14 protein-coding genes and 1 pseudogene are annotated in these 20515 nt (G+C 69.9%); 10 read left to right on the top strand and 5 right to left on the bottom strand.

What is annotated here, in order from left to right; all coding sequences use genetic code 11:
- The first annotated feature begins 21 nt into the window (after positions 1-21).
- From katG to HRC28_RS19195, 3 genes are read left to right on the top strand one after another with little or no spacing between them, the layout of a single operon-like run.
- Complete coding sequence (gene katG / locus HRC28_RS19205) at positions 22-2220, top strand: catalase/peroxidase HPI (RefSeq protein WP_182377016.1); 2199 nt, start codon at positions 22-24, stop codon at positions 2218-2220.
- A gap of 38 nt (positions 2221-2258) precedes the next feature.
- Positions 2259-2570, top strand: a complete 312-nt coding sequence (locus tag HRC28_RS19200; RefSeq protein ID WP_182377015.1) for a GNAT family N-acetyltransferase — start codon at positions 2259-2261, stop codon at positions 2568-2570.
- Entirely contained in the window at positions 2567-3016 is a 450-nt protein-coding gene (locus tag HRC28_RS19195) for a carboxymuconolactone decarboxylase family protein (protein WP_182377014.1), read from the top strand. The genes HRC28_RS19200 and HRC28_RS19195 overlap by 4 nt, the downstream gene beginning before the upstream one ends.
- Here HRC28_RS19195 and chrA read toward each other — a convergent pair.
- On the bottom strand, positions 3009-4157 hold the full coding sequence (chrA, locus tag HRC28_RS19190) for a chromate efflux transporter (protein WP_182377013.1): 1149 nt from the start codon (positions 4155-4157) through the stop codon (positions 3009-3011). The genes HRC28_RS19195 and chrA overlap by 8 nt on opposite strands.
- Positions 4158-4268: 111 nt before the next feature.
- Here chrA and HRC28_RS19185 point away from each other — a divergent pair, with 111 nt between their 5' ends.
- Positions 4269-6344: a PhoX family phosphatase gene (locus tag HRC28_RS19185; RefSeq protein WP_182377012.1), complete on the top strand. Its 2076-nt coding sequence runs from the start codon at positions 4269-4271 to the stop codon at positions 6342-6344.
- 4 nt (positions 6345-6348) lie between these two features.
- Here HRC28_RS19185 and HRC28_RS19180 read toward each other — a convergent pair whose 3' ends face one another.
- On the bottom strand, positions 6349-7113 hold the full coding sequence (locus tag HRC28_RS19180) for a glucose 1-dehydrogenase (protein WP_182377011.1): 765 nt from the start codon (positions 7111-7113) through the stop codon (positions 6349-6351).
- A 101-nt stretch (positions 7114-7214) separates the two neighbouring features.
- Between HRC28_RS19180 and HRC28_RS19175 the strand changes: the two genes are divergently transcribed.
- From HRC28_RS19175 to HRC28_RS19160, 4 genes are all read left to right on the top strand, one after another.
- Positions 7215-8990 carry an ABC transporter ATP-binding protein gene (locus HRC28_RS19175; RefSeq protein ID WP_237111569.1) on the top strand — a complete coding sequence of 592 codons (1776 nt, stop codon included), beginning with the start codon at positions 7215-7217 and terminating at the stop codon, positions 8988-8990.
- 75 nt (positions 8991-9065) lie between these two features.
- Complete coding sequence (gene leuS, locus HRC28_RS19170) at positions 9066-11537, top strand: leucine--tRNA ligase (protein WP_182380760.1); 2472 nt, start codon at positions 9066-9068, stop codon at positions 11535-11537.
- Positions 11538-11539: 2 nt separating this feature from the next.
- Positions 11540-12412, top strand: coding sequence for a DegV family protein (locus HRC28_RS19165; RefSeq protein WP_182377010.1), 873 nt, complete (start codon positions 11540-11542; stop codon positions 12410-12412).
- Between the two features lie 100 nt (positions 12413-12512).
- Entirely contained in the window at positions 12513-13364 is an 852-nt protein-coding gene (locus HRC28_RS19160; RefSeq protein WP_202033121.1) for a helix-hairpin-helix domain-containing protein, read from the top strand.
- A gap of 13 nt (positions 13365-13377) precedes the next feature.
- Here HRC28_RS19160 and HRC28_RS19155 read toward each other — a convergent pair whose 3' ends face one another.
- Positions 13378-14412 carry an HPP family protein gene (locus HRC28_RS19155; RefSeq protein WP_182377009.1) on the bottom strand — a complete coding sequence of 345 codons (1035 nt, stop codon included), beginning with the start codon at positions 14410-14412 and terminating at the stop codon, positions 13378-13380.
- A 14-nt stretch (positions 14413-14426) separates the two neighbouring features.
- On the opposite strand from HRC28_RS19155, the gene HRC28_RS19150 reads away from it, so the two are divergent.
- Together HRC28_RS19150 and holA are read left to right on the top strand one after the other, a co-directional pair.
- Positions 14427-16766, top strand: coding sequence for a ComEC/Rec2 family competence protein (locus tag HRC28_RS19150; RefSeq protein ID WP_237111568.1), 2340 nt, complete (start codon positions 14427-14429; stop codon positions 16764-16766).
- 28 nt (positions 16767-16794) lie between these two features.
- The gene (gene holA, locus HRC28_RS19145) at positions 16795-17766 is read left to right on the top strand and encodes a DNA polymerase III subunit delta (protein WP_182377008.1); all 972 of its coding nucleotides are present in this window, start codon (positions 16795-16797) and stop codon (positions 17764-17766) included.
- A 79-nt stretch (positions 17767-17845) separates the two neighbouring features.
- On the opposite strand, the gene rpsT is transcribed toward holA, so the two are convergent.
- Positions 17846-18106 (bottom strand): 30S ribosomal protein S20, encoded by a 261-nt coding sequence (gene rpsT, locus HRC28_RS25460; RefSeq protein ID WP_182377007.1) that lies wholly within the window; start codon positions 18104-18106, stop codon positions 17846-17848.
- A 762-nt stretch (positions 18107-18868) separates the two neighbouring features.
- Positions 18869-20344: pseudogene (locus HRC28_RS25455) on the bottom strand (PQQ-binding-like beta-propeller repeat protein); the annotation flags it as partial.
- Between the last annotated feature and the right edge of the window lie 171 nt (positions 20345-20515).

Genomic DNA, 20515 nt, shown 5'->3' with positions numbered 1-20515 from the left:
AGGTCTCCCGAAAGGAAACCCATGTCCGACGAGTCTGCCCCCCTGGTCACCGATGAGCCCCAGGACGGTGGCGGTGCTGCGAAGTGCCCCGTGATGAACGGTGGTCTCACCCACCCCACGCAGGGAGCTCCGAACCACCAGTGGTGGCCGAACAAGCTGAACCTCAAGATCCTGGCGAAGAACCCGACCGTCACCGACCCGTACGGCGGTGACTTCGACTACAAGAGCGCCTTCCTTGCCCTGGACCTGGCGGCCGTCAAGGCCGACATCGCCGCGACGCTGACCGACTCGAAGGACTTCTGGCCGGCCGACTTCGGCCACTACGGCCCGCTCTACGTGCGGATGGCCTGGCACTCGGCCGGCACCTACCGTGCCCAGGACGGTCGCGGCGGCGGCGGCACCGGCCAGCAGCGCTTCGCCCCGATCAACTCGTGGCCGGACAACGGCAACCTCGACAAGGCCCGTCGCCTGCTGTGGCCGGTGAAGAAGAAGTACGGCCGCTCCCTCTCGTGGGGTGACCTGATGATCCTCGCCGGCAACGTCGCGATGGAGGACATGGGCTTCCCGACCGCAGGCTTCGCCGGCGGCCGTCCCGACGTGTGGGAGGCCGACGACGACATCTACTGGGGTCCGGAGTCGGAGTGGCTCGAGGACGAGCGCTACACCGGTGAGCGCGACCTCGAGGACCCGCTCGCGGCGGTCCAGATGGGCCTGATCTACGTCAACCCGGAAGGCCCGAGCGGCAACCCGGACCCGCTGGCCTCGGCCATCGACATCAAGGACACCTTCGGCCGGATGGGTATGACCGTCGAGGAGACCGTCGCGCTGATCGCCGGCGGCCACACCTTCGGCAAGACCCACGGTGCGGGGGACGCCGACCTCGTCGGTGCGGAGCCGGAAGCCGGCTTGATCGAGCAGCAGGGCCTGGGCTGGAAGTCGGAATACGCCTCGGGCAAGGGGATCGACGCGATCACTTCCGGCCTCGAGGTCACCTGGACCTACCACCCGACCCGCTGGGACAACGAGTTCTTCCACATCCTGTTCGCCTACGAGTGGGAGCTGTTCAAGTCCCCGGCCGGCGCGAACCAGTGGCGCCCGGTCAACGGCGGCGGCGCGGACCTCGTCCCCGAGTCCTTCGGTGACGGCAAGCGCGAGCCGCGGATGCTCACCTCCGACATCGCGTTGCGGGTCGACCCGGAGATGGAAGCCATCTCGCGCAAGTTCAAGGAGGACCAGGCCGCGTTCACCGACGCGTTCGGCCGCGCCTGGTTCAAGCTGACCCACCGCGACATGGGCCCGAAGGCGCGCTACCTCGGCCCCGAGGTGCCCGCCGAGGACTTCATCTGGCAGGACCCGATCCCCGCCGGTGCACCCCTCGACGACGCCGCCGTGGCCGCGCTCAAGCAGGCTGTCGCCGACTCGGGCCTCACCGTCTCCCAGCTGGTCTCGACGGCCTGGGCGTCGGCGTCGACCTTCCGGACCTCCGACAAGCGCGGTGGCGCCAACGGTGCCCGGATCGCCCTCGAGCCGCAGAAGTCGTGGGCGATCAACCAGCCGGCCGCGCTGGCCACCGTGCTCGCGAAGCTCCAGGAGATCGCGACCGCGAACGGCGCCTCGCTGGCCGACACGATCGTGCTCGCCGGCTCGGTGGGTGTCGAGCAGGCAGCCCGTGCGGGTGGCGTCGAGGTCGCCGTCACCACGACGACCGGCCGTGGGGACGCGACCCAGGAGCAGACCGACATCGAGCTCACGAACTTCCTCGAGCCGAAGGCGGACGGCTTCCGGAACTACCTCGCCAAGTCGAGCAAGTTCCCTGCCGAGTTCACCCTCATCGACCGGGCGAACCTGCTCGGCGTGAGCGCTCCGGAGCTGACCGCCCTCATCGGTGGCCTGCGGATGCTGGGCACCAACTGGGACGGCTCCGACCTGGGTGTGTTCACCACGACGCCGGGCGCGCTGACGAACGACTTCTTCGTCAACCTGCTCGAACTCGGCACCACGTGGACCGCCACGGACGACTCGCAGGAGGTCTTCACGGCCACCACCGAGTCGGGTGCGACCTGGACCGGCAGCCGCAACGACCTGGTCTTCGGCTCGAACTCCGAACTGCGCGCCCTCGCCGAGGTCTACGCCAGCGACGACGCGAAGGAGAAGTTCGTCAACGACTTCGTCGCCGCGTGGGTCAAGGTCATGGACGCCGACCGGTTCGACCTGCGCTGATCCACCCTTCCTGAAAACGGTGCTGGCATGCTGGGTGCATGACCGAGGCTCCTGACAACAGCACCATCAGCTACGTCCACGTCCCGGATCTCCGTCGTTACGAGATCCGGGACGTCGACGTTCTGGCCGGTTTCACGCAGTACCGGCTGCCCGACGACGTCCACGTCGACTTCGTCCACACGGAGGTCGACGACGCGTACGGCGGCCGCGGCCTTGCCGGCGAGCTCGTGGCGTTCGCGCTCGCCGACGTACGCGCCCAGGGGAAGCGGATCATCGCGCACTGCCCCTACGTGGCGCGGTGGCTGACGAAGCACCCGGAGTACGACGACATCACGGACCCGGTCGCGTGAGGAAGGGCTTCTATCTCGACAAGGCCGCACCAGCGGTCTACCAGGCCGCCACCGGGCTCTCCCAGGCTGCCGGTGACGCAGCAGAGGCTGCCGGGATCGGTCGGGTCCTGGTCGAACTGATCAACATGCGGGTCTCCCAGATCAACGGCTGTGCCTACTGTCTCGACCTGCACCACCGCCAGGCCGTGGAGGCCGGCGAGACGGAACGGCGCCTCGCTGTCCTGTCGACCTGGTCGGAGACCAGCCTGTTCACCGAGCAGGAGCAGGCCGCGTTGCAGTTGGCGGAATCGATCACTCAGTTGCCCGAACTCCTCGAGCGTCGCTACGTCGAGGACGAGGCGCGTGCCGTGTTGGGCGATGCGGCCTATGCCGCGGTGGCCTGGGTGGCCATCACGATGAATGCCTTCAACCGGATCTCGATCACCAGCCACCATCCGGTCAGATGAGGACGTGGGCGACGCCCACCAGTGCACCCGCGGCGATGAACCACACGCTGTTGAGTTTCGTGCGCCACAGCAGCCCGAGGGTGGCGAGGAACAGCGCGATCGTCAGCGGATCGACCAGTGAGGTCCGTCCGAGCTGAAGCGAGACGCCTGCCATCAGCGCCAGCGCAGTGGCGTTGACGCCATCGAGCAGCGCCGACGTCCAGGCGCGGGAACGCAGCCAGTCGGTGAGCCGGGTGAGCAGCCCGACGAACACGAACGACGGCAGGAAGATCGCCACGGTGGCGAGGAACGCGCCGGGGAAGCCTGCGACGACGTAGCCGAGGAAGGTCGCAGCCGTGAACAGCGGCCCGGGGGTCACCTGCCCGATCGACACGGCGTCGATCAGTTGTTGCTGGGTGACCCAGCCGAGGCGGTCGACGAAGTCGCCCTCGAGGAACGTGAGCAGGACGTAGCCGCTGCCGTAGAGCACCGAGCCGATCTTGAGCATCGTGAAGAACAACTGGGCCAGCTGGGTGCTGCTCGGATCGGTGAAGACGGGCGAGCCGGCGAGCAGCGGGATTCCCAGCAGGTGGTGTCGCTCGCCGCGGCCCTGGAACAGCGTCTGACCGGCCCTGGCGACGGCGGCCAGCACGGCACCGGCGAACAGGACGATGAGCTCGTTCACCCCCAGCAGGTACGACGCCAGGGCGGCCGCCGCGAGCAGGACCAGCCACGGCGACTTGAGCACCGTCTTCCCGAGACCCACGAGCGCCCACGCGATGATCGCGACGACGACTGGCACGACGCCGTACAGGACACCCTCGATGGCAGGAGTGTCGCCGTACTCGACGTAGGCCCACGCGAGCGCGGTGACCATCAGCGCCGCCGGGAGGATGAAGCCGAGGCCGGCCAGGACCAGTCCGCGCCAACGGGCCCGCTCGTGGCCCAGGTGCATGGCGAGCTCGGTCGAGTTGGGCCCCGGGATCAGGTTGGTGGCGCCCATCAGGTCGGCGAAGCGCTGGTCCGTGACCCACTTTCGGCGGCGTACGAATTCCTCGCGCATCAGCGCGACGTGCGCCGCCGGACCGCCGAACGCGATGACGCCGAGCCGCAGGAAGACGCCCGCCACCTCCCGCGCCGAGCCGGTGGGTCGGGGGTCCATGGGCGCCATCATGCCGTGCCGCGCCGGGTGATCAGGCACGGCCTTCCGTGCTTCACCGACACGCAACCTGCTGGCCCGGAGGGGTTCACCGGCGACTGGTCGGCTGCGCCCATGACCTCCGTCGTTCCCGAGAACCGGCCCCTGCTCGCGCTCGCCCCGATGGGCAACCGCCACGGATCCCGGTCGCACCTGACCTGCTTCTTCCGCTGCGGCAACGCCTGTGACCAGCCCGAGCCGAACACGACCAACCACGCCCACATCCAGGACGAGATCGCCAAGGCCGTCGGCCGTCGCAGCGTCCTGCGTGGCGGCGCCGTCACCGCGGGCGCGCTCCTCGTCGGTGGCCTCGTGCACTCCGCCGGCCCGGCCGCCGCTGGACCCGGCGCCCAGCGCCCCGGCGCTCCGTCGGGCCGCGGCTCCCTCGGCCAGGCGCTCTTCACATCGGTCGAGCCGAACAAGCGTGACGCGTTCACGACCGCCAAGGGCTTCGACCACAGCGTCGTCATCCGCTGGGGTGACCCGGTGGTCAAGGGTGCGCCCGACTTCGACGCCCACGCCCAGACGGTCGAGTCCGCCCGGTCGCAGTTCGGCTACAACTGCGACTACGTCGGCCTGCTGCCGCTCAACGACGACGAGGCCCTGCTGGTAGTCAACCACGAGTACACCGACGAGAACCTGATGTTCCCGACGGGCGAGTACACCGCGGACGAGGTCAAGCGGATCGCGATCGCGAACCACGGCATGTCGGTCGTCCGCGTCCGCCGCCACAACCTCCCGGGTTCGTGGAAGCGCGCCGGCCTCGGCCAGGCGAAGGAGAACCGCCGTATCCACGACGCGACGACCTTCGAGCTCGTCGGCCCGGCCGCGGGCGACGCCCGCCTGAAGACCACCGCGGACAGCGAGGGTCGCTGGGTCCTCGGCACCTTCAACAACTGCGCAGGCGGCACCACCCCGTGGGGCACGGTCCTGTCGGGCGAGGAGAATTTCAACCAGTACTTCGACAAGGGCGCCGGCCTCGACACCCGCTACACGGCGCAGTACGCGCGCTACGGCGTGAACGGCTCCGGTCGCGGCTGGAGCAGCGTCGACCCGCGCTTCGACCTGTCGAAGGAGCCGCACGAGCCCCACCGCTTCGGCTGGATCGTGGAGATCGACCCGTTCGACCCGAGCTCCACGCCCAGGAAGCACACGATGCTGGGCCGCTTCAAGCACGAGGGCGCCAACATCGCCATCTCGGACGAGGGCTACGCCGTCGCCTACATGGGTGACGACGAGCGGGGCGACTACCTCTACAAGTTCGTCTCGGCCGAGAAGTACGACGGCGCCGGCACCAAGGCCGCGAAGCAGCACAACCTGACGCTGCTCACCCAGGGCACCCTGTACGTCGCCAAGCTGGTCGGCGACGGCACCGAGGACGGTCTCTTCGACGGCACCGGCACCTGGCTGCCGCTCACGACGGACACGCAGTCCTTCGTGCCCGGCATGTCTGTCGCCGACGTACTCCTCTTCACGCGGCAGGCCTCCGACAAGCTGACGCCGACCAAGATGGACCGTCCCGAGGACGTCGAGGCCAACCCGATCAACGGCAAGGTCTACGCGGCGCTGACCAACAACTCGAACCGCGGCTCGGGCTCGATGCCGGTCGACGAGGCCAACCCGCTCGCGACCTCGCAGGTCCGGGCGAGCATCGCGGCGCCGCTGACGAATGCCAGCGGCAACCGCAACGGCTACGTCCTCGAGATGACGCCGGATGGCAGCGACCACGCGTCGCTCACGTTCACCTGGGACCTGTTCCTGGTGTGCGGTGACCCGGCCGCGCCGGAGACCTGGTTCGGTGGCTTCGACAAGACCAAGGTCAGCCCGATCAGCTGCCCGGACAATGTCTCGTTCGACACCGTCGGCAACCTGTGGATCTCCACCGACGGCAACGTCCTCGGCAGCAACGACGGCGTCTTCCGGGTGCCGGTCGCCGGCCCGAACCGTGGCCAGGTGCAGCAGATCTGCACCGTGCCCAAGGGCGCGGAGGCCTGCGGCCCGCTGGTCACCGACAACGACCGCTCGCTGTTCGTCGCGGTGCAGCACCCCGGCGAGATCGACGGCGCCACGTTCGAGGACCAGGCCAGCACGTGGCCGCACACCGACGCGTTCCCGCGTCCGTCCGTCGTGGTCGTCTACGCGAGTCGTTGATTGATCAGGTGATCGTCATCCCGCCGTCGACGGCGAGTGTCTGGCCGGTGATGTAGCCGGCCGCGTCGGAGGCGAGGAAGACCGCCGTTGCCGCGAGTTCCCGCGGGTCGCCCTTGCGGCCCGCGGGAATCCGCGGTGCCTGGGATTCGAGGTAGCCCGGGGGATAGGTGTCGGTCATCTCCGACAGGAAGAAGCCGGGTGCGATCGCGTTGACGCGGATGCCCTTGCGTCCGGTCCACTGCTGCGCGAGGTCGCGGGTCAGGCCGATGATCGCGGCCTTCGAGGCGGCGTAGGCGGCCTGGGGGAGTCCGGCGGTCGTGAGACCGAGGACGGACGAGATGTTGATGATGCTCGATCCGGGCTGCATCACCCGGCCGCAGGCCTGGGCCATCCAGTAGCTGCCGTTGAGGTTGATGTCGATGACCTGGCGGAACTGCTCCGGGGTCTCGCGTGTCGCGGGGACCGCTGTGCCCACGCCTGCGTTGTTGATGAGGATGTCGACGCGACCGAACTCGGCCATCGCGGCGTCGATCAGGGCCTGGCAGGACGCCGGGTCGGCCACGTCGGTCGCCACGCTCAGGGCTCGGCGACCGGCCGCCTCGATCAGTGCGGCGGTGTCGGCGAGGCGTTCGACGCGACGGGCACCGATCGCGACGTCGGCGCCGGCCTCGGCCAGCGCCTTCGCGAAGTCGACGCCGAGCCCCGAGCTGGCGCCGGTGACGACGGCAACCTTGCCGTCGAGCCTGAACATGGAGGAGAGATCGCTCATGAACGGCACGGTAGCCGTTCCATGGGCCGGGAGACCGGGCGCGGGCGTGCAGACGCGCGACAGTAAGGTTCACCTAACCAGTTGTCGAACCCGGGAGCGCCGTGCAGCCCATTGATCGTCCGCTCCGCGCGTTGTGGAATCGCTACGACCGACTCCGTGGGCGGTTCCTGCTCGCCGTCCTGATGTCGACGATCAACAAGGTCGCCGACGTGATGCCCGAGTTGCTCATCGGAGCGGCGGTCGACGTCGTCGTACGCGGGTCGGATTCGTTCGCCGGTGAACTGCTGGGCGTGGAGTCGCGGTACGCGCAGTTGGCCTGGATCGCGGCCTTCAATGTCGTGGTCTGGGTCATCGAGTCCGCGTCCGAGTACGTCGCCAGCCTGCTGTGGCGCGGACTGGCGCAGACCGTCGAGCACGAGTTGCGGGTCGACGCCTACGACCATGCGCAGCACCTGCACCTGGGCTGGCACGAGTCGCGGCCGCAGGGCACCACGCTCGCGACGCTCAACGACGACGTGAACCAGTTGGAGCGGTTCCTCGACGTCGGGTTCCCGGCGATCCTGCAGACCTTCCTCAACATCGTGCTCGTCGGTGCCGTGTTCGCGATCGCGTCGTGGGAGTTGCTTCTCTACGCGTTCCTCCCGATCCCGATCATCGTGCTGGGTTCACTGGTCTTCCAGAAGCGCCTGGAGCCTCTCTACGACAAGGTTCGAGGGGCCGTTGCCGACCTGTCCGGCGCGCTCAGCGCCAACCTCGCCGGTATCGCCACGATCAAGGCCTTCACTGCCGAGGACCGCGAACGCGAGCGGATCGAAGGCGTGTCAGCGGCGTACCGCGACGCCAACGTGCGGGCGATCCGCTCGTCGGCGGCCTTCGTGCCGCTGGTGCGGATGGCAATCCTCGCCGGCTTCACCTGCACCCTGCTGCTGGGCGGATGGGCGACGCTCCGTGGAGACCTCGAGATCGGGCTCTACTCCGTACTGGTCTTCATGACCCAGCGCCTGCTCTGGCCGATGACCGACGTCGCCGAGGTGCTCGACCTCTACCAGCGCGGTCGCGCGTCGACCGCCCGCATCCTTGCGCTGCTGCACGAGCCGGTGACCGTGCCGGCCGGGACCGCGACGTTGACCAAGCCGGTCGGTGGCCGGGTCGAGTTGAAGGGTGTCCGGGCCGGGTACGCCGACGGGCCGGACGTGTTGCACGGCATCGATCTCGTCGTCCCTGCAGGGGAGACGCATGCGATCGTCGGTTCCACCGGTGCCGGCAAGTCCACGCTGTTGCGACTGGTGCTGCGCTTCGACGACGCGCGGGAGGGCCAGGTGTTGCTCGACGGCGCCGATGTGCGCGATCTCGACTGGGACTCGCTCCGCGGTTCCATGGGGTACGTCGCCCAGGACGTCTATCTCTTCTCCGGCACCATCGGCGAGAACATCGCCTACGGCCGCCCGGGCGCGACGCAGGCCGAGATCCGCGAAGCCGCCGACGCGGCTGCCGTGGCTGACTTCATCGAAGGCCTGGCCGAGGGCTATGACACGTGGGTGGGGGAGCGCGGGATCACCCTGTCCGGTGGCCAGCGCCAGCGGATCGCGCTGGCCCGTGCCCTGCTGCGCGATCCGGCCATCCTGGTGCTCGACGAGGCCACCAGCGCGGTCGACAACGAGACCGAAGCGGCCATCCAGTCATCCCTGCGGCGGGCGGCCGAACGGTGCACCACGATCGTGGTCGCCCACCGGCTGTCGACCGTCAGGCACGCCCACCGGATCTGGGTCCTGGACGGCGGCCGGGTCGCCGAAGCGGGCACCCACGATGAACTGGTCGCGCTCGGCGGCAGCTATGCCGCCCTGTGGCGCGTCCAGACGGGTGAGGCCGTGGCCTGACTCAGGCCTCGTCACGACTATCCTTTGGCCGTGAGTGAAACGGTCGCGCCCTCCCCTTCGCCCTCCTCCAATGTGATGGCAGAAGTCCACTACGACGTCCATGCCGTCGAGGAGAAGTGGCTTCCGGTCTGGGAAGAGCTCGATCCCTTCCGTGCCGACGACGCCGCCGTCCTGTCCGGTGAGCGGGAGAAGCGCTACGCGCTGACGATGTTCCCGTACCCGAGCGGTGACCTGCACATGGGCCACGCCGAGGTGTTCGCGCTGCACGACGTGATCTCCCGTTACTGGCGGTTCCGTGGCTACGAAGTGCTCAACCCGATGGGCTGGGACTCCTTCGGCCTGCCCGCCGAGAACGCCGCCATCAAGAACAACGAGCACCCGGCGACGTACACCTATGCCAACATCGAGACGCAGTTCGAGTCGATGAAGCGCTACGGCATCAGCTTCGACTGGTCCCGTCGGCTGCACACCTCGGACCCCGAGTACTACAAGTGGACCCAGTGGCTGTTCCTGAAGTTCCGCGAGAAGGGCCTGGCCTACCGCAAGAACAGCCCGGTCAACTGGTGCCCCAACGACCAGACCGTGCTGGCCAACGAGCAGGTCCTGGCCGACGGCACCTGCGAGCGCTGTGGCGCCGAGGTCACCAAGCGCGAGCTGACCCAGTGGTACTTCAAGACCACCCAGTACGCCCAGGAACTGCACGACTCCCTCGATGACATGCAGGACCGCTGGATCGGCAAGGTCATCAACGCTCAGCGCAACTGGATCGGCCGTTCCGAGGGTGCGCACGTCACGTTCCCCGTGGTCGGCACCGACCAGGAGATCGACGTCTTCACGACCCGCCCGGACACGCTGTTCGGCGCGACGTTCATGGTCGTGGCGGCCGACGCCCCGCTGGCCGCGACGCTGGTGACCGACGAGAACCGGTCGGCGTACGAGACCTACCTGGACGGCATCCGCAAGGCATCCGACATCGACCGGCTGGCGACGGACCGACCGAAGACCGGTGTCTTCCTCGGTGTCCACGCGGTCAACCCGGTCGACGGCCGGGAGATCCCGGTGTGGGCGTCCGACTACGTGCTGGCCGACTACGGCACCGGCGCGATCATGGCCGTGCCCGGACAGGACCAGCGCGACTGGGACTTCGCGACGGCGTATGACCTGCCGATCATCCGGACCGTGCGGCCGCCCGAGGACTTCGAGGGCGACGCGTTCACCGGCATCGGTCCCGCGATCAACTCGGCCAACGACGAGATCTCGCTCGACGGGCTGGCAGTCGCCGAGGCCAAGGCTGCGATCATCGACTGGCTCGAGGCCAAGGCCAGTGGTGAGCGGACGGTCAACTTCCGGCTGCGTGACTGGCTGCTGTCGCGCCAGCGCTACTGGGGTGCGCCCATCCCGATCATCCACTGCCCGGTGGACGGCGAAGTGGCGGTCCCCGAGGACCAGCTGCCCGTCGAACTGCCCGAGCTGCGCGGCGCCGACCTGAAGCCGAAGGGCACCTCGCCCCTCGGTGCGGCGACCGAGTGGGTCAACGTCAGCTGTCCGACCTGTGGCGGTCCGGCCCAGCGGGACACCGACACGATGGACACCTTCGTCGACTCGTCCTGGTACTTCTTCCGCTACCTGTCGGCCCACGACGCCACGCAGGCGTTCGACACGACGCTCGCCAACGCGTGGGGTCCCATCGACCTCTACATCGGTGGGTCCGAACACGCCGTCCTGCACCTGCTCTACGCGCGCTTCTTCACCAAGGTGCTGCGCGACCTGGGCATGATCGACTGGGACGAGCCGTTCTCGGCGTACCTCTCCCAGGGCACGGTCATCAACGACGGCCACAAGATGAGCAAGTCGCTCGGCAACGGCGTCAACCTCGGTGAGCAGCTGGAGAAGTTCGGCGTCGACGCGGTGCGCCTGACCCTGGTCTTTGCGAGCCCGCCCGAGGACGACATCGACTGGGCCGACATGTCGCCGGCCGGTTCGGCGAAGTTCCTGCAGCGCGCCTGGCGCCTGTCCGGCGACGTGACGTCAGCTCCGGGTGTCGACGCCGCGGGTGGTGACGTCGCGCTGCGCAAGGTGACGCACAAGACCGTCAACGAGGCGGCGATCCTGCTCGAGTCGTACCGCTTCAACGTGATGGTCGCGCGCACCATGGAGCTGGTCAACGCCACCCGCAAGGCCATCGACTCGGGCTGCGGCCCGGCCGACCCGGCGGTGCGCGAGGCGGCGGAGACCGTCGCGATCCTGCTGTCGCTGGTGGCGCCGTACACGGCCGAGGAGATGTGGGACCGGCTCGGCCACCAGCCGTCCGTCGCCCAGGTCGCGTGGCCGGTCGTCGATCCCGCGCTGCTGGTCGAGGACTCCGTCACTGCCGTCGTCCAGATCCAGGGCAAGGTCCGCGGTCGCCTCGAGGTCTCGCCGGACATCAGTGAGGCCGACCTCGAAGCCCTCGCCCTGGCCGACGACGCGGTGATCAAGGCCATCGACGGCCGCGAGGTCCGCAAGGTCATCGTCCGGGCGCCCAAGCTCGTCAACATCGTGGTGTAGCCGTGGGTTCGTCCATCGCCATCGTCACCGACTCGACGGCTCACCTGCAGCCCGGCGCCGAAGAGGCGTGCGGTGTCACGGTCGTGCCGTTGCAGGTCGTCATCGACGACGAGGTGTACGACGAGGGGTCGCCCGAGGCGACGCCCGCGAAGGTGGCGGAGGCGCTGCGGGAGAAGCGTGCGGTCAGCACCTCGCGACCGCCGCCGGCCGTGTTCTCCGACCTCTACGAGAAGCTCGCGGCTGACGGGGCGACGGAGATCATCTCCATCCACCTCTCGGCCGAGGTCAGCGGGACCTTCGAGTCGGCGGTCGTGGCCTCGCGGAACGCGCCGGTGCCCGTGACATGCATCGACACCCGTCAGGTCGGCATTGCCATCGGCTACGCAGTGGAGTCGGCGGCGGCAGTCCTGGAGGCCGGCGGTACGGCGGCAGCCGCAGCCGAAGCGGCCCGCACGCGCGCGGCGGCGGCAACCTCGCTGTTCTACGTCGACACCCTGGAGTACCTCCGCCGGGGCGGGCGCGTCGGCGGCGCGGCAGCCGTCTTCGGTGGCGCACTCGCGGTCAAGCCGTTGCTCGGGATCGTCGACGGTGTGATCGCACCTCGCGCAAAGGTCCGCACCTCGGGCAAGGCGATCGCCCGCCTGGAGGCGATGGCGATCGAGGCCGCCGGTGACCACTTCGTCGAACTGTGCGTGGCCCACCTCGAGGCGGAGGACCGCGCCGCGGCCCTCGCCGAGCGACTCGCGGATCGCCTCGGCGAGCAACTGGTGCCGACCCGCGACGGCCGCCGGGTGCGGCGCATGGAGTTCGGCGGGGTGCTCGGCGCCCACGTCGGCCCCGGCATGCTCGCGGTCTGCGTTGCCCCGCTGACCTGACGGCCATCTGTTGTCCACAGCCCGCTGGTTCCGGCGGAGTTGTCCACAGGGGTGAGGGCGCGGGCCGCAGCGGTCGGTGAATCCTGCCTACCGTGCGGGCATGCATCCTCGACTCGCGTTGATCGCCGACGGACTCGCGCCGGACGGTCCGCCGTCTCCGCAGGTCGAGCCGGTCGAGCCGGTCGAGAACTGGTGGGCCGACCACACCCGGGTGGCCGAGGAGGCCGCTCCGTCACCTCCTGCCGGTGACCTGCCGCCTGCGCTTCCCGTGCCCGGTCGGCACGCCGCGCGGCGGCGCGTTCGGCTGGTGCCGCGCGGGTTGCCGGTGCTCGCTCCCGTCCACGTCGCGGTGGTCGCCGTGATGGTCGCGGTCGCGCTTGCGGTCACGACGTGGTGGGTTGCCCGGGATCAGCCCGTGAGTTCCGGCCCGCCTGCCGCGGCGGGGGAGTCGGTGGAACCGCTGCTCGCCGCCGCGACACCGACCGCGACACCGACCGGGTCGCCGGGAGTGGCCGACGGCACGGTGACCGTGGATGTTGCCGGCAAGGTACGACGCCCCGGCATCGTCGTACTCGACAAGGGGGCGCGGGTGACCGATGCGCTCTCCGCTGCCGGCGGTGCCAAGCGGGGCGTCGACGTGACGCCGCTCAATCTCGCGCGGGTGCTTGTCGACGGTGAGCAGATCGTGGTCGGGGCGCCTGCCGGTGCCGCGCCTGCCCCTGCGCCAGGTGGTGGTGCGGCGGCGCCGGGTGCGGCCGGCCCGCTGGTCAACCTGAACCTGGCGAGCCAGACCGAGCTGGAGGGGCTGCCGCAGGTCGGGCCGGTCACTGCACAGTCGATCATCGCGTGGCGCGAGCAGCGGGGCGGGTTCACCAGCGTCGACGAGCTCCTCGAGGTGGACGGCATCGGCCAGAAGACCCTCGAGCGACTCGCTCCCCACGTCACGGTCTGATCGGGTGGTTCGCTCAGGTGGCGCCGAGCAGGGCCCGGTGCAGCACCGCGATCAGTTCGCCGCGGGTGATCATGCCGACCAGACGCCCGTCGTCGTCGACGACCGGCACGTTCTTGTAGCCCTCGCTGGTCATCACCGGCACCAGGTCGGCGACCGGGGTGCTGGCCAGGATGGTGGTGACGTCGGGGCGCATGATCGAGTCGACGGTCTCGAGTTCGACCAGGTCGCGGGTGAAGAGGTCGATGATCGACAGCACGCCGATGACGCGGCGCTCGCTGTCGATGACGGGGAGCGTCTTGACCTGGCGCTGCACGATGAGGGCGCGGGCCCGGTAGATCGACTCGAACGGGTGGGCCACGGCCACGTCGGTGTTCATGATCCGGGAGACGGGGATGGAGCCCAGCCGCCGGTCGAGGGCGTGCGTCTCGGCGTCGCGCACGATGGCGACGATGTCGGCGGGGAGGACGTCGAGACGGTCGGCGAGCCGCTTCATGGCCTCTTCCACGTCGGGGGTGGTGATGCCGAGTTCGCTCGCCGCGGAGGCCGGTGTGGGTGCGGGCGGTCGGTGGGGGTAGCGGCGGCCGGTCAGGTTGTTGACCACCAGCGCGATCACCAGGAGCGCGAGGGTGTTGACGGCAACCGGGGCAAACACGAACAGCGGCCCCTGGTCGGCGATCGCGGGGGTCGCGGTCGCTGCGAGCAGCGCGCAGGCGCCGCCGGGTGGGTGCAGGCAGTTGAGCAGCATCATCACGCCGATCGCGGCCCCGACGCCGACCGCCGCGGCGATCAGGACGTCATCGATCAGCCAGTACGCCGTGAGGCCCACCGCGGTCGAGATCAGGTTGCCGCCGACCACCGGCCACGGCTGGGCGAGCGGGCTCGCCGGCACGGCGAAGAGCAGCACGGCGCAGGCACCCATCGGGGCCACGATGAACGGCAGCAACTCCGGTCCGCCGGGCACCGCCCGCGCGGTCGCGCCGGCCACCGCGATGCCCAACAAGGCCCCCGCGGCACCACGGGCCATTTCCGACGTCGAGTAGCGGCTCACCCGGGGAACCCTAGGTGGTGACCGCGGACCCCGCGGTGACGGCCGAGCCCCGACCGGTGCGCCACGACTTCCGGATGCCCGCGCTCGCTGCCGCCGCCTGGGGCGCCGGGGTGGCGGCTGCCGGGTTGGACACGTCGGCCGTCTGGCTGCTCCTGGCGCTGGTCCTCGGGGTGGTCGTCGCCGCGGTGGGTGGCTCCCGGTTCGCGACCGCGGCGCTGCTCCTGGCCGCTGCGGTCGTGACGAGCACCCTGCTGCGCCACGCATCGGTGTCGGCGAGCCCGCTCCACCACTGGGCGGCGGACCGGGCCACTGCGGAACTGGTGGCGACCGTCGTCTCCGACCCGCGGCGGGTCGAGGGGCAATGGGGCGACCAGGTCGTCGTACGACTGCGGGTGGAGGAGGTGACCGCGCGCGGGGTCCGGCAGCGACTCGGTGGCACGGTGGTGGTGCTGGGCGATCCGGCGTGGGCGGAGGTGACGCTGGGGGAGCGTGTCGAGGCCAAGGGCCGCCTGGCGCCGTCGGACCGGGCCGAGGAGGCGGCTCTGCTGACCGGAGCCCGCCCGCCGGTACGGATCCGGGGCCCCGACGTCTGGTGGCGGGCGTCGGCCGCCTTGCGGGCCTCGATCCGGGAGGCCGTGGCGCACCGTCCGACTGATCAGGCAGGTCTGGTGCCCGCGCTGGTCGACGGGGACGACGCCAGCCTGCCCGCTGCGGTCGAGGAGGACTTCCGGACGACCGGTCTGACGCATCTGACCGCGGTCAGCGGAACGAACCTCACCCTCGTGGTGGGCGCATTGCTGTTGCTCGCCCGCGCTCTCGGCGTACGACGACGCTGGCTGGTGCTCGTCGGGTTGCTCGGGATCGTGGGCTTCGTCCTGCTCGCCCGGACCGAACCGAGCGTGCTCCGTGCGGCCGCCATGGGCACCGTCGGGCTCTTCGCCTTCGGACCCGACGGACGACGCCGCGGCCTCCGCGCGCTCGGGGTGGCCGTGACTGCCCTCGTGCTCGTGCAGCCAGCGCTCGCCGTGTCCGCTGGCTTCGCCCTGTCCGTGCTGGCGACGGCCGGCATCGTGCTGCTCGGTCCGCCCCTGTCGGAGGCCCTTGCGCGCTGGCTGCCGCGGGGCCTGGCCGAGGCGATCGCCGTACCCACTGCGGCGCAACTGGCCTGCACGCCGGTCATCGCGGTGTTGTCCGGACAGGTGAGCCTGGTGGCGGTCGTGGCCAACCTGCTGGCCGGGCCACTGGTGGGGCCGGCGACGGTGCTGGGCCTGCTCGGCGGCCTGGTCGGCCTCGTCCTGCCCGTCCTGGGACGGCTGTGCGGCACGGGCGCCGGTTGGTGCGTCGGCTGGATCATCGCGGTGGCCCGCCACGGGGCTGCGCTGCCGGGCGCCACGATCGGGTGGGGCACGAGCGCGCTCGCGATCGCGCTGCTCGTGGTGCTGTGCGTGCTGGTGGCCGTGGTCCTGCCGGCGGTCCTGCGTCGACGCGGGCTGGGGGCTGCCCTCGGGGTGGGCCTGCTCTTGATCGTGCTGGGCGTCCCCGGCCGGATCTGGTCGGCACCCGGCTTCGGGTGGCCGCCCGAGGGCTGGGTCCTGGTGGCCTGCGACGTGGGGCAGGGCGACGGGCTGGTTCTGTCGGTCGCACCCCGCACCGCGATCGTGATCGACGCGGGGCCCGACCCGGATGCGATCGATGGCTGTCTGGACCGGTTGTCGATCGACCGGGTACCACTGGTGGTGCTCACGCACTTCCACGCCGACCATGTCGACGGGCTCGAGGGGGTGCTGCACGGCCGACGTGTCTCCGCGATCGAGACGACGCCCGTCCTCGATCCGCCGGAATCGGTCCGCGATGTCCAGCGGATCGCGGATGCAGCGCGGATCCCGGTCGCGCCGGCGTCGTACGCGTCCACCCGGAGGTACGGCGCCGCGGTGCTCCAGGTCCTGCACCCCGACATTCCCGTACCGGTCAACGGTGCGGGCGACGGGAGTTCGGCCAATGACGCCAGTGTCGTGCTGCTCGCGGAGGTGGCCGGCGTACGGATCCTGCTCACCGGCGATGTGGAGCCGCCCGGTCAGGCGGAGCTGTCGCGACGGGTCCCGGACCTCGACATCGACGTCCTCAAGGTCCCGCATCACGGCAGCGCCCACCAGGACTACGCCTGGCTGGCATCCCTGGACCCCGAGTTCGCGCTCGTGTCCGTGGGTGCCGACAACGACTACGGCCACCCGGCGCCGCGGGTCCTGGACACCCTCGACCACGCCGAGGCAGAAGTCCTGCGCACCGACACCGGTGGCGACGTCGCGATCGTGGTCGGACCTGACGGCACGATCGCCACCGCCACCCGGAGGTGACGTCGGAGGCGTATGGGAAGGTGGGCGCATGCGGGCCGAGGACGTGTTGGGACGGGTCATCCTGGTCACCGGCAAGGAGGAGTTCCTCGGCGCCCGGACGGTCGATGACGTGAAGGCTGCTGTCCGTGCGTTCGACGCCGAGACCGAGTTCGCGGACAGCGCTGCCGCCGACCTGACGCTTGCCTCGCTCGGCGAGATGTCCGCCCCGTCGCTGTTCTCGGCGATCCGCTGCGTCGTGGTACGCGGGTTCGAGAATCTCCCCGACGAGTCCGTCGAGGGCGTGCTGAGCTACGCCGCCGCACCCGTCGAGGACGTTGCGCTGGTGCTCGTGCATGGCGGTGGTCCCAAGGGCAGCGGCGTGCTGACCAAGCTGCGCAAGCTCCCCGCCGTCACCGAGCACAAGTCCGAGGAGCTCAAGCCGGGGGACTTCCCCGCCTTCGTCGCCAACGAGGTACGACGATGGGGCGCCACGATCGAGCGCGACGCCGCCGACGTGCTGATCGAGTCGATCGGCCGCGACCTGCGCTCGCTCGCCGGCGGCGCCCACCAGTTGGCCAACGACTTCCCGGGGGAGCGGATCAGCGAAGCGCAGGTCCGCCGCTACTTCGGTGGCCGGGCCGAGGCCAAGTCCTTCGCCGTCGCCGACGCTGCGTTCGCCGGCCGCGACCGGGCCGCGCTCGAAGAGCTGCGCTGGGCCCTCGACGCTGGCACCCCGGCGGTGCTGGTCACCTCGGCGTTCGCGGGCAGCGCCCGCGGACTGGCGCGGCTGGTGAGTGCGCCGCGCGGCATGCGGGAGGCGGACCTGGCCCGCGAGGTCGGCGTACCGCCGTGGAAGCTGCGCTCGCTGCGCGATCAGGCTCGCGGCTGGAACGAACCCGGACTGGCCCGCGCGATCCGCGCGGTCGCCCAGGCCGACGCCGACATCAAGGGCGCGGCCAGCGATGCGTCGTACGCCCTTGAGCGACTGGTGTTGACCATCACGTCGCTGCGTCGGGGCTGACCCGAAGGTCAGGCTTCAGGAAAACGGAAAGGGAGCCCTCGCACAGCGAGGACTCCCTTGAACTCCGGACCGGAGTGGATCAGAGAGAAGCAGCCTTCTTGGAGATCGAGGACTTGCGGTTCGCGGCCTGGTTCTTGTGAATGACGCCCTTGGACGCGGCCTTGTCGAGCTTCTTGGTGGCCTCGCGCGCGGCGGCGATGGCCTTGTCCTTGTCGCCGGACTCGGCGGCCTCACGGAACTTGCGGATCGCAGACTTCAGGCCGGTCTTGACGGCCTTGTTGCGCTCGTGCGCCTTCTCGTTCTGCTTGTTGCGCTTGATCTGGCTCTTGATGTTCGCCACGGTTAACTGCCTCTGTGTCGTATGGAAATGCTGGTCTGGTCCGGAGTGCGTGCCCCGGTGGGCCGTGCCCGAGGGGCAGGCGACAACACAGGAGACGCGACCAGTAAGGCTAACAGCGGGGGAACACCGCCCCCAAATCGGGCGAGGCGCTCGTCCGGCGTGGCTGTTGTGCCCGACCGGCCCAGTCTGCGAGATTGCGCGCGTGCCCGCACCATCGCCGCCGCCGTTCCCCCTCGGTGCCCTCATGATCCTGCCCGGCACCCTCTTCTGGGTCCTGGTGATTCTCGGCGCGACGCGGGAGGACAACCGGTACGTCGCGGCCGCGTTCGTGGTCGGTGGCGCCGGCCTGGCCGTCTTCGCCGTGCTCAAGGTGCGTGAGTCCCGCGCCAGGCGGGTGCACCGCGACCGGGCCATCGAGTCCGGCACGCGCACGACGGCCAGGATCGCCGCCACCCGGGTGCGCGGCAGCCTCAACAACGACCCGTACGTCGTCTTCACCCTCGACGTGAACGCTGAGTCGGGGGATCCGTACCGCGTCGAACTCACCGAGCTGGTCTCCCAGCTCGCCATCCCGCGGATCCTGCCGGACACCGTGATCGACGTGTGGGTGCACCCGGAGGACCGGGAGTACGTCGTCATCGACCCGGCCGCGCTCGGCCGTGGCTGAGCGCGGCCAGGACGGTCAGCTCGGGAGGCCGAACGCGTACAACTTGTTGTTCGGGGTGCCGAACCCGAAGTTGCTGTAGCCCGAACCCAGTAGACGGTTCCGTTGGAGATCGCGGCGCCGGACAGGCACGAGCCGCCGCTCGCGAACTCCCACAGCACTGCACCCGTCGCCCCGTTCATCGCGTACATGTAGCCGTCGGGGTCGAGGGAGCAACCGAACACGATGCCGTTCGCAGTCGTCACCGGACCGGAGGCGCCACCTCCGTGCGGCGGGGTCGTCTGCCACAGGATCTGGCCGGTCGCGGCGTTGAGCCCGGTCCACACGCCGTTGGTCGTCACCGTGTCATCGGGGAGCGTCCATGGCACGAGGTTGCTGTTCGCGTTCGCGGTGTAGATCCGCCCGGCGTCCACGGCCGAGCCCCACTGCAGGCCTCCCGCCGTTCCTCCGGGGCCGGCCTGGGTGACCCAGCGAACGGTTCCTGTGGCCGCGTCGAGCGCCCAGTACTGGCCGCTCTTCTGCCCGGCTCCGACGACGTCGACCGATTTGCCTCCGCTCGTCTTGACGGTGAAGAGCGCGGGCGCCTGCCCGAAGTCGTAGTCGGGACCTGCCGGGTCGGGGCAGAGGTCGCCGTCTCCGAAGAACGGGATGCAGTCGACGGTCCAGGCGTCGTAGGGAATGGCCCGGGTCGCCCACTTCACCGCGCCGGTGTTCAGGTCGAGCGCCAGGATCGAGTCGAAGAAGTCGTTGGCAGGCAGGCACGCCGCTTGCTCCGTGCTGCTGCTCGCGTCCTTGACGCACTGGAGCACGTCCGGGGGCACCGAGTAGTTGTTGCCGGTGGCGATCAGCACCTGCTTGCGCTTGGTGTCGATGGCCGGCGAACTGCCCCACAACGCGTTGCCGGTGTAGCCGTCCGGTGCCATGTAGGTCTTCCAGACAATGGCGCCGGTGGCGAGGTCGATCGCCAGCATGCTGCCGCGGAACGAGAGCTGATAACCCGGTACGAAGGCAGCGAGCGCCTCCTCCTGGGACGCGACGCCGACGTACAACAGACCACCGAAGGCGGTCGGGGACTGCGTGATGATCGCCGCGGGATGCGCGTCGGCGACGGTGCTCCAGACGAGTTCACCGGTGGCGCGGCTGAAGGCCATCACCTTGCCGCCGGGACCGCCGCCGGGTACGAGGATGCTGCCCTGCGTGCCCACGATCACCAGCGACTCGGTCACTGTCGGCGTCGCCCGCACCTTGTCGAACGGAACACCGCTCGCCGCCGCGATGCTGACCTGCCACTCCTGCAGACCTGTCTTCGCGTTGATCGCGTACAGGTTGCCGGCCCAGTCAGGCACGTAGACGTGACCGTTGTAGATCGCGGGCGTCGCCGACACGTCGCCCCCGGTCGTGAACTCCCATTTCCTCGTCAGTCCACTGACGTTGCTGACCGTCAACTTCGACTCGGACGGCTGCGACCTCGTGTTCCGGTAGTCGCCACCAGCGTTGGTCCAGTTGGCACCCCCCGGTGCGGCATCGGCCACCGTCAGCGGGATGAGCAGGAGCGCCGCCGCTGCGGCGCCCATCGACATCAGACTCTTCTTCATGGTCCATGGCTCCCTCGGTTGGGATCCCCCGACGGGGGACCCTCGGGCCCGAGATCCTCGGCGCCGACCGAGGCGTTTTGACACGACGCCGCATCGAATCGAAAGGAAGGTCCTCACAAACGACCACGGCTTGGCACGGGCGAGGCCGCG

Origin of the sequence: Nocardioides sp. WS12, assembly GCF_014108865.1 — a bacterium.
GTDB lineage: Bacteria > Actinomycetota > Actinomycetes > Propionibacteriales > Nocardioidaceae > Nocardioides.
Note: the sequence above shows the minus strand (reverse complement) of the source record. Positions and strands in the feature narration are given on the sequence as shown.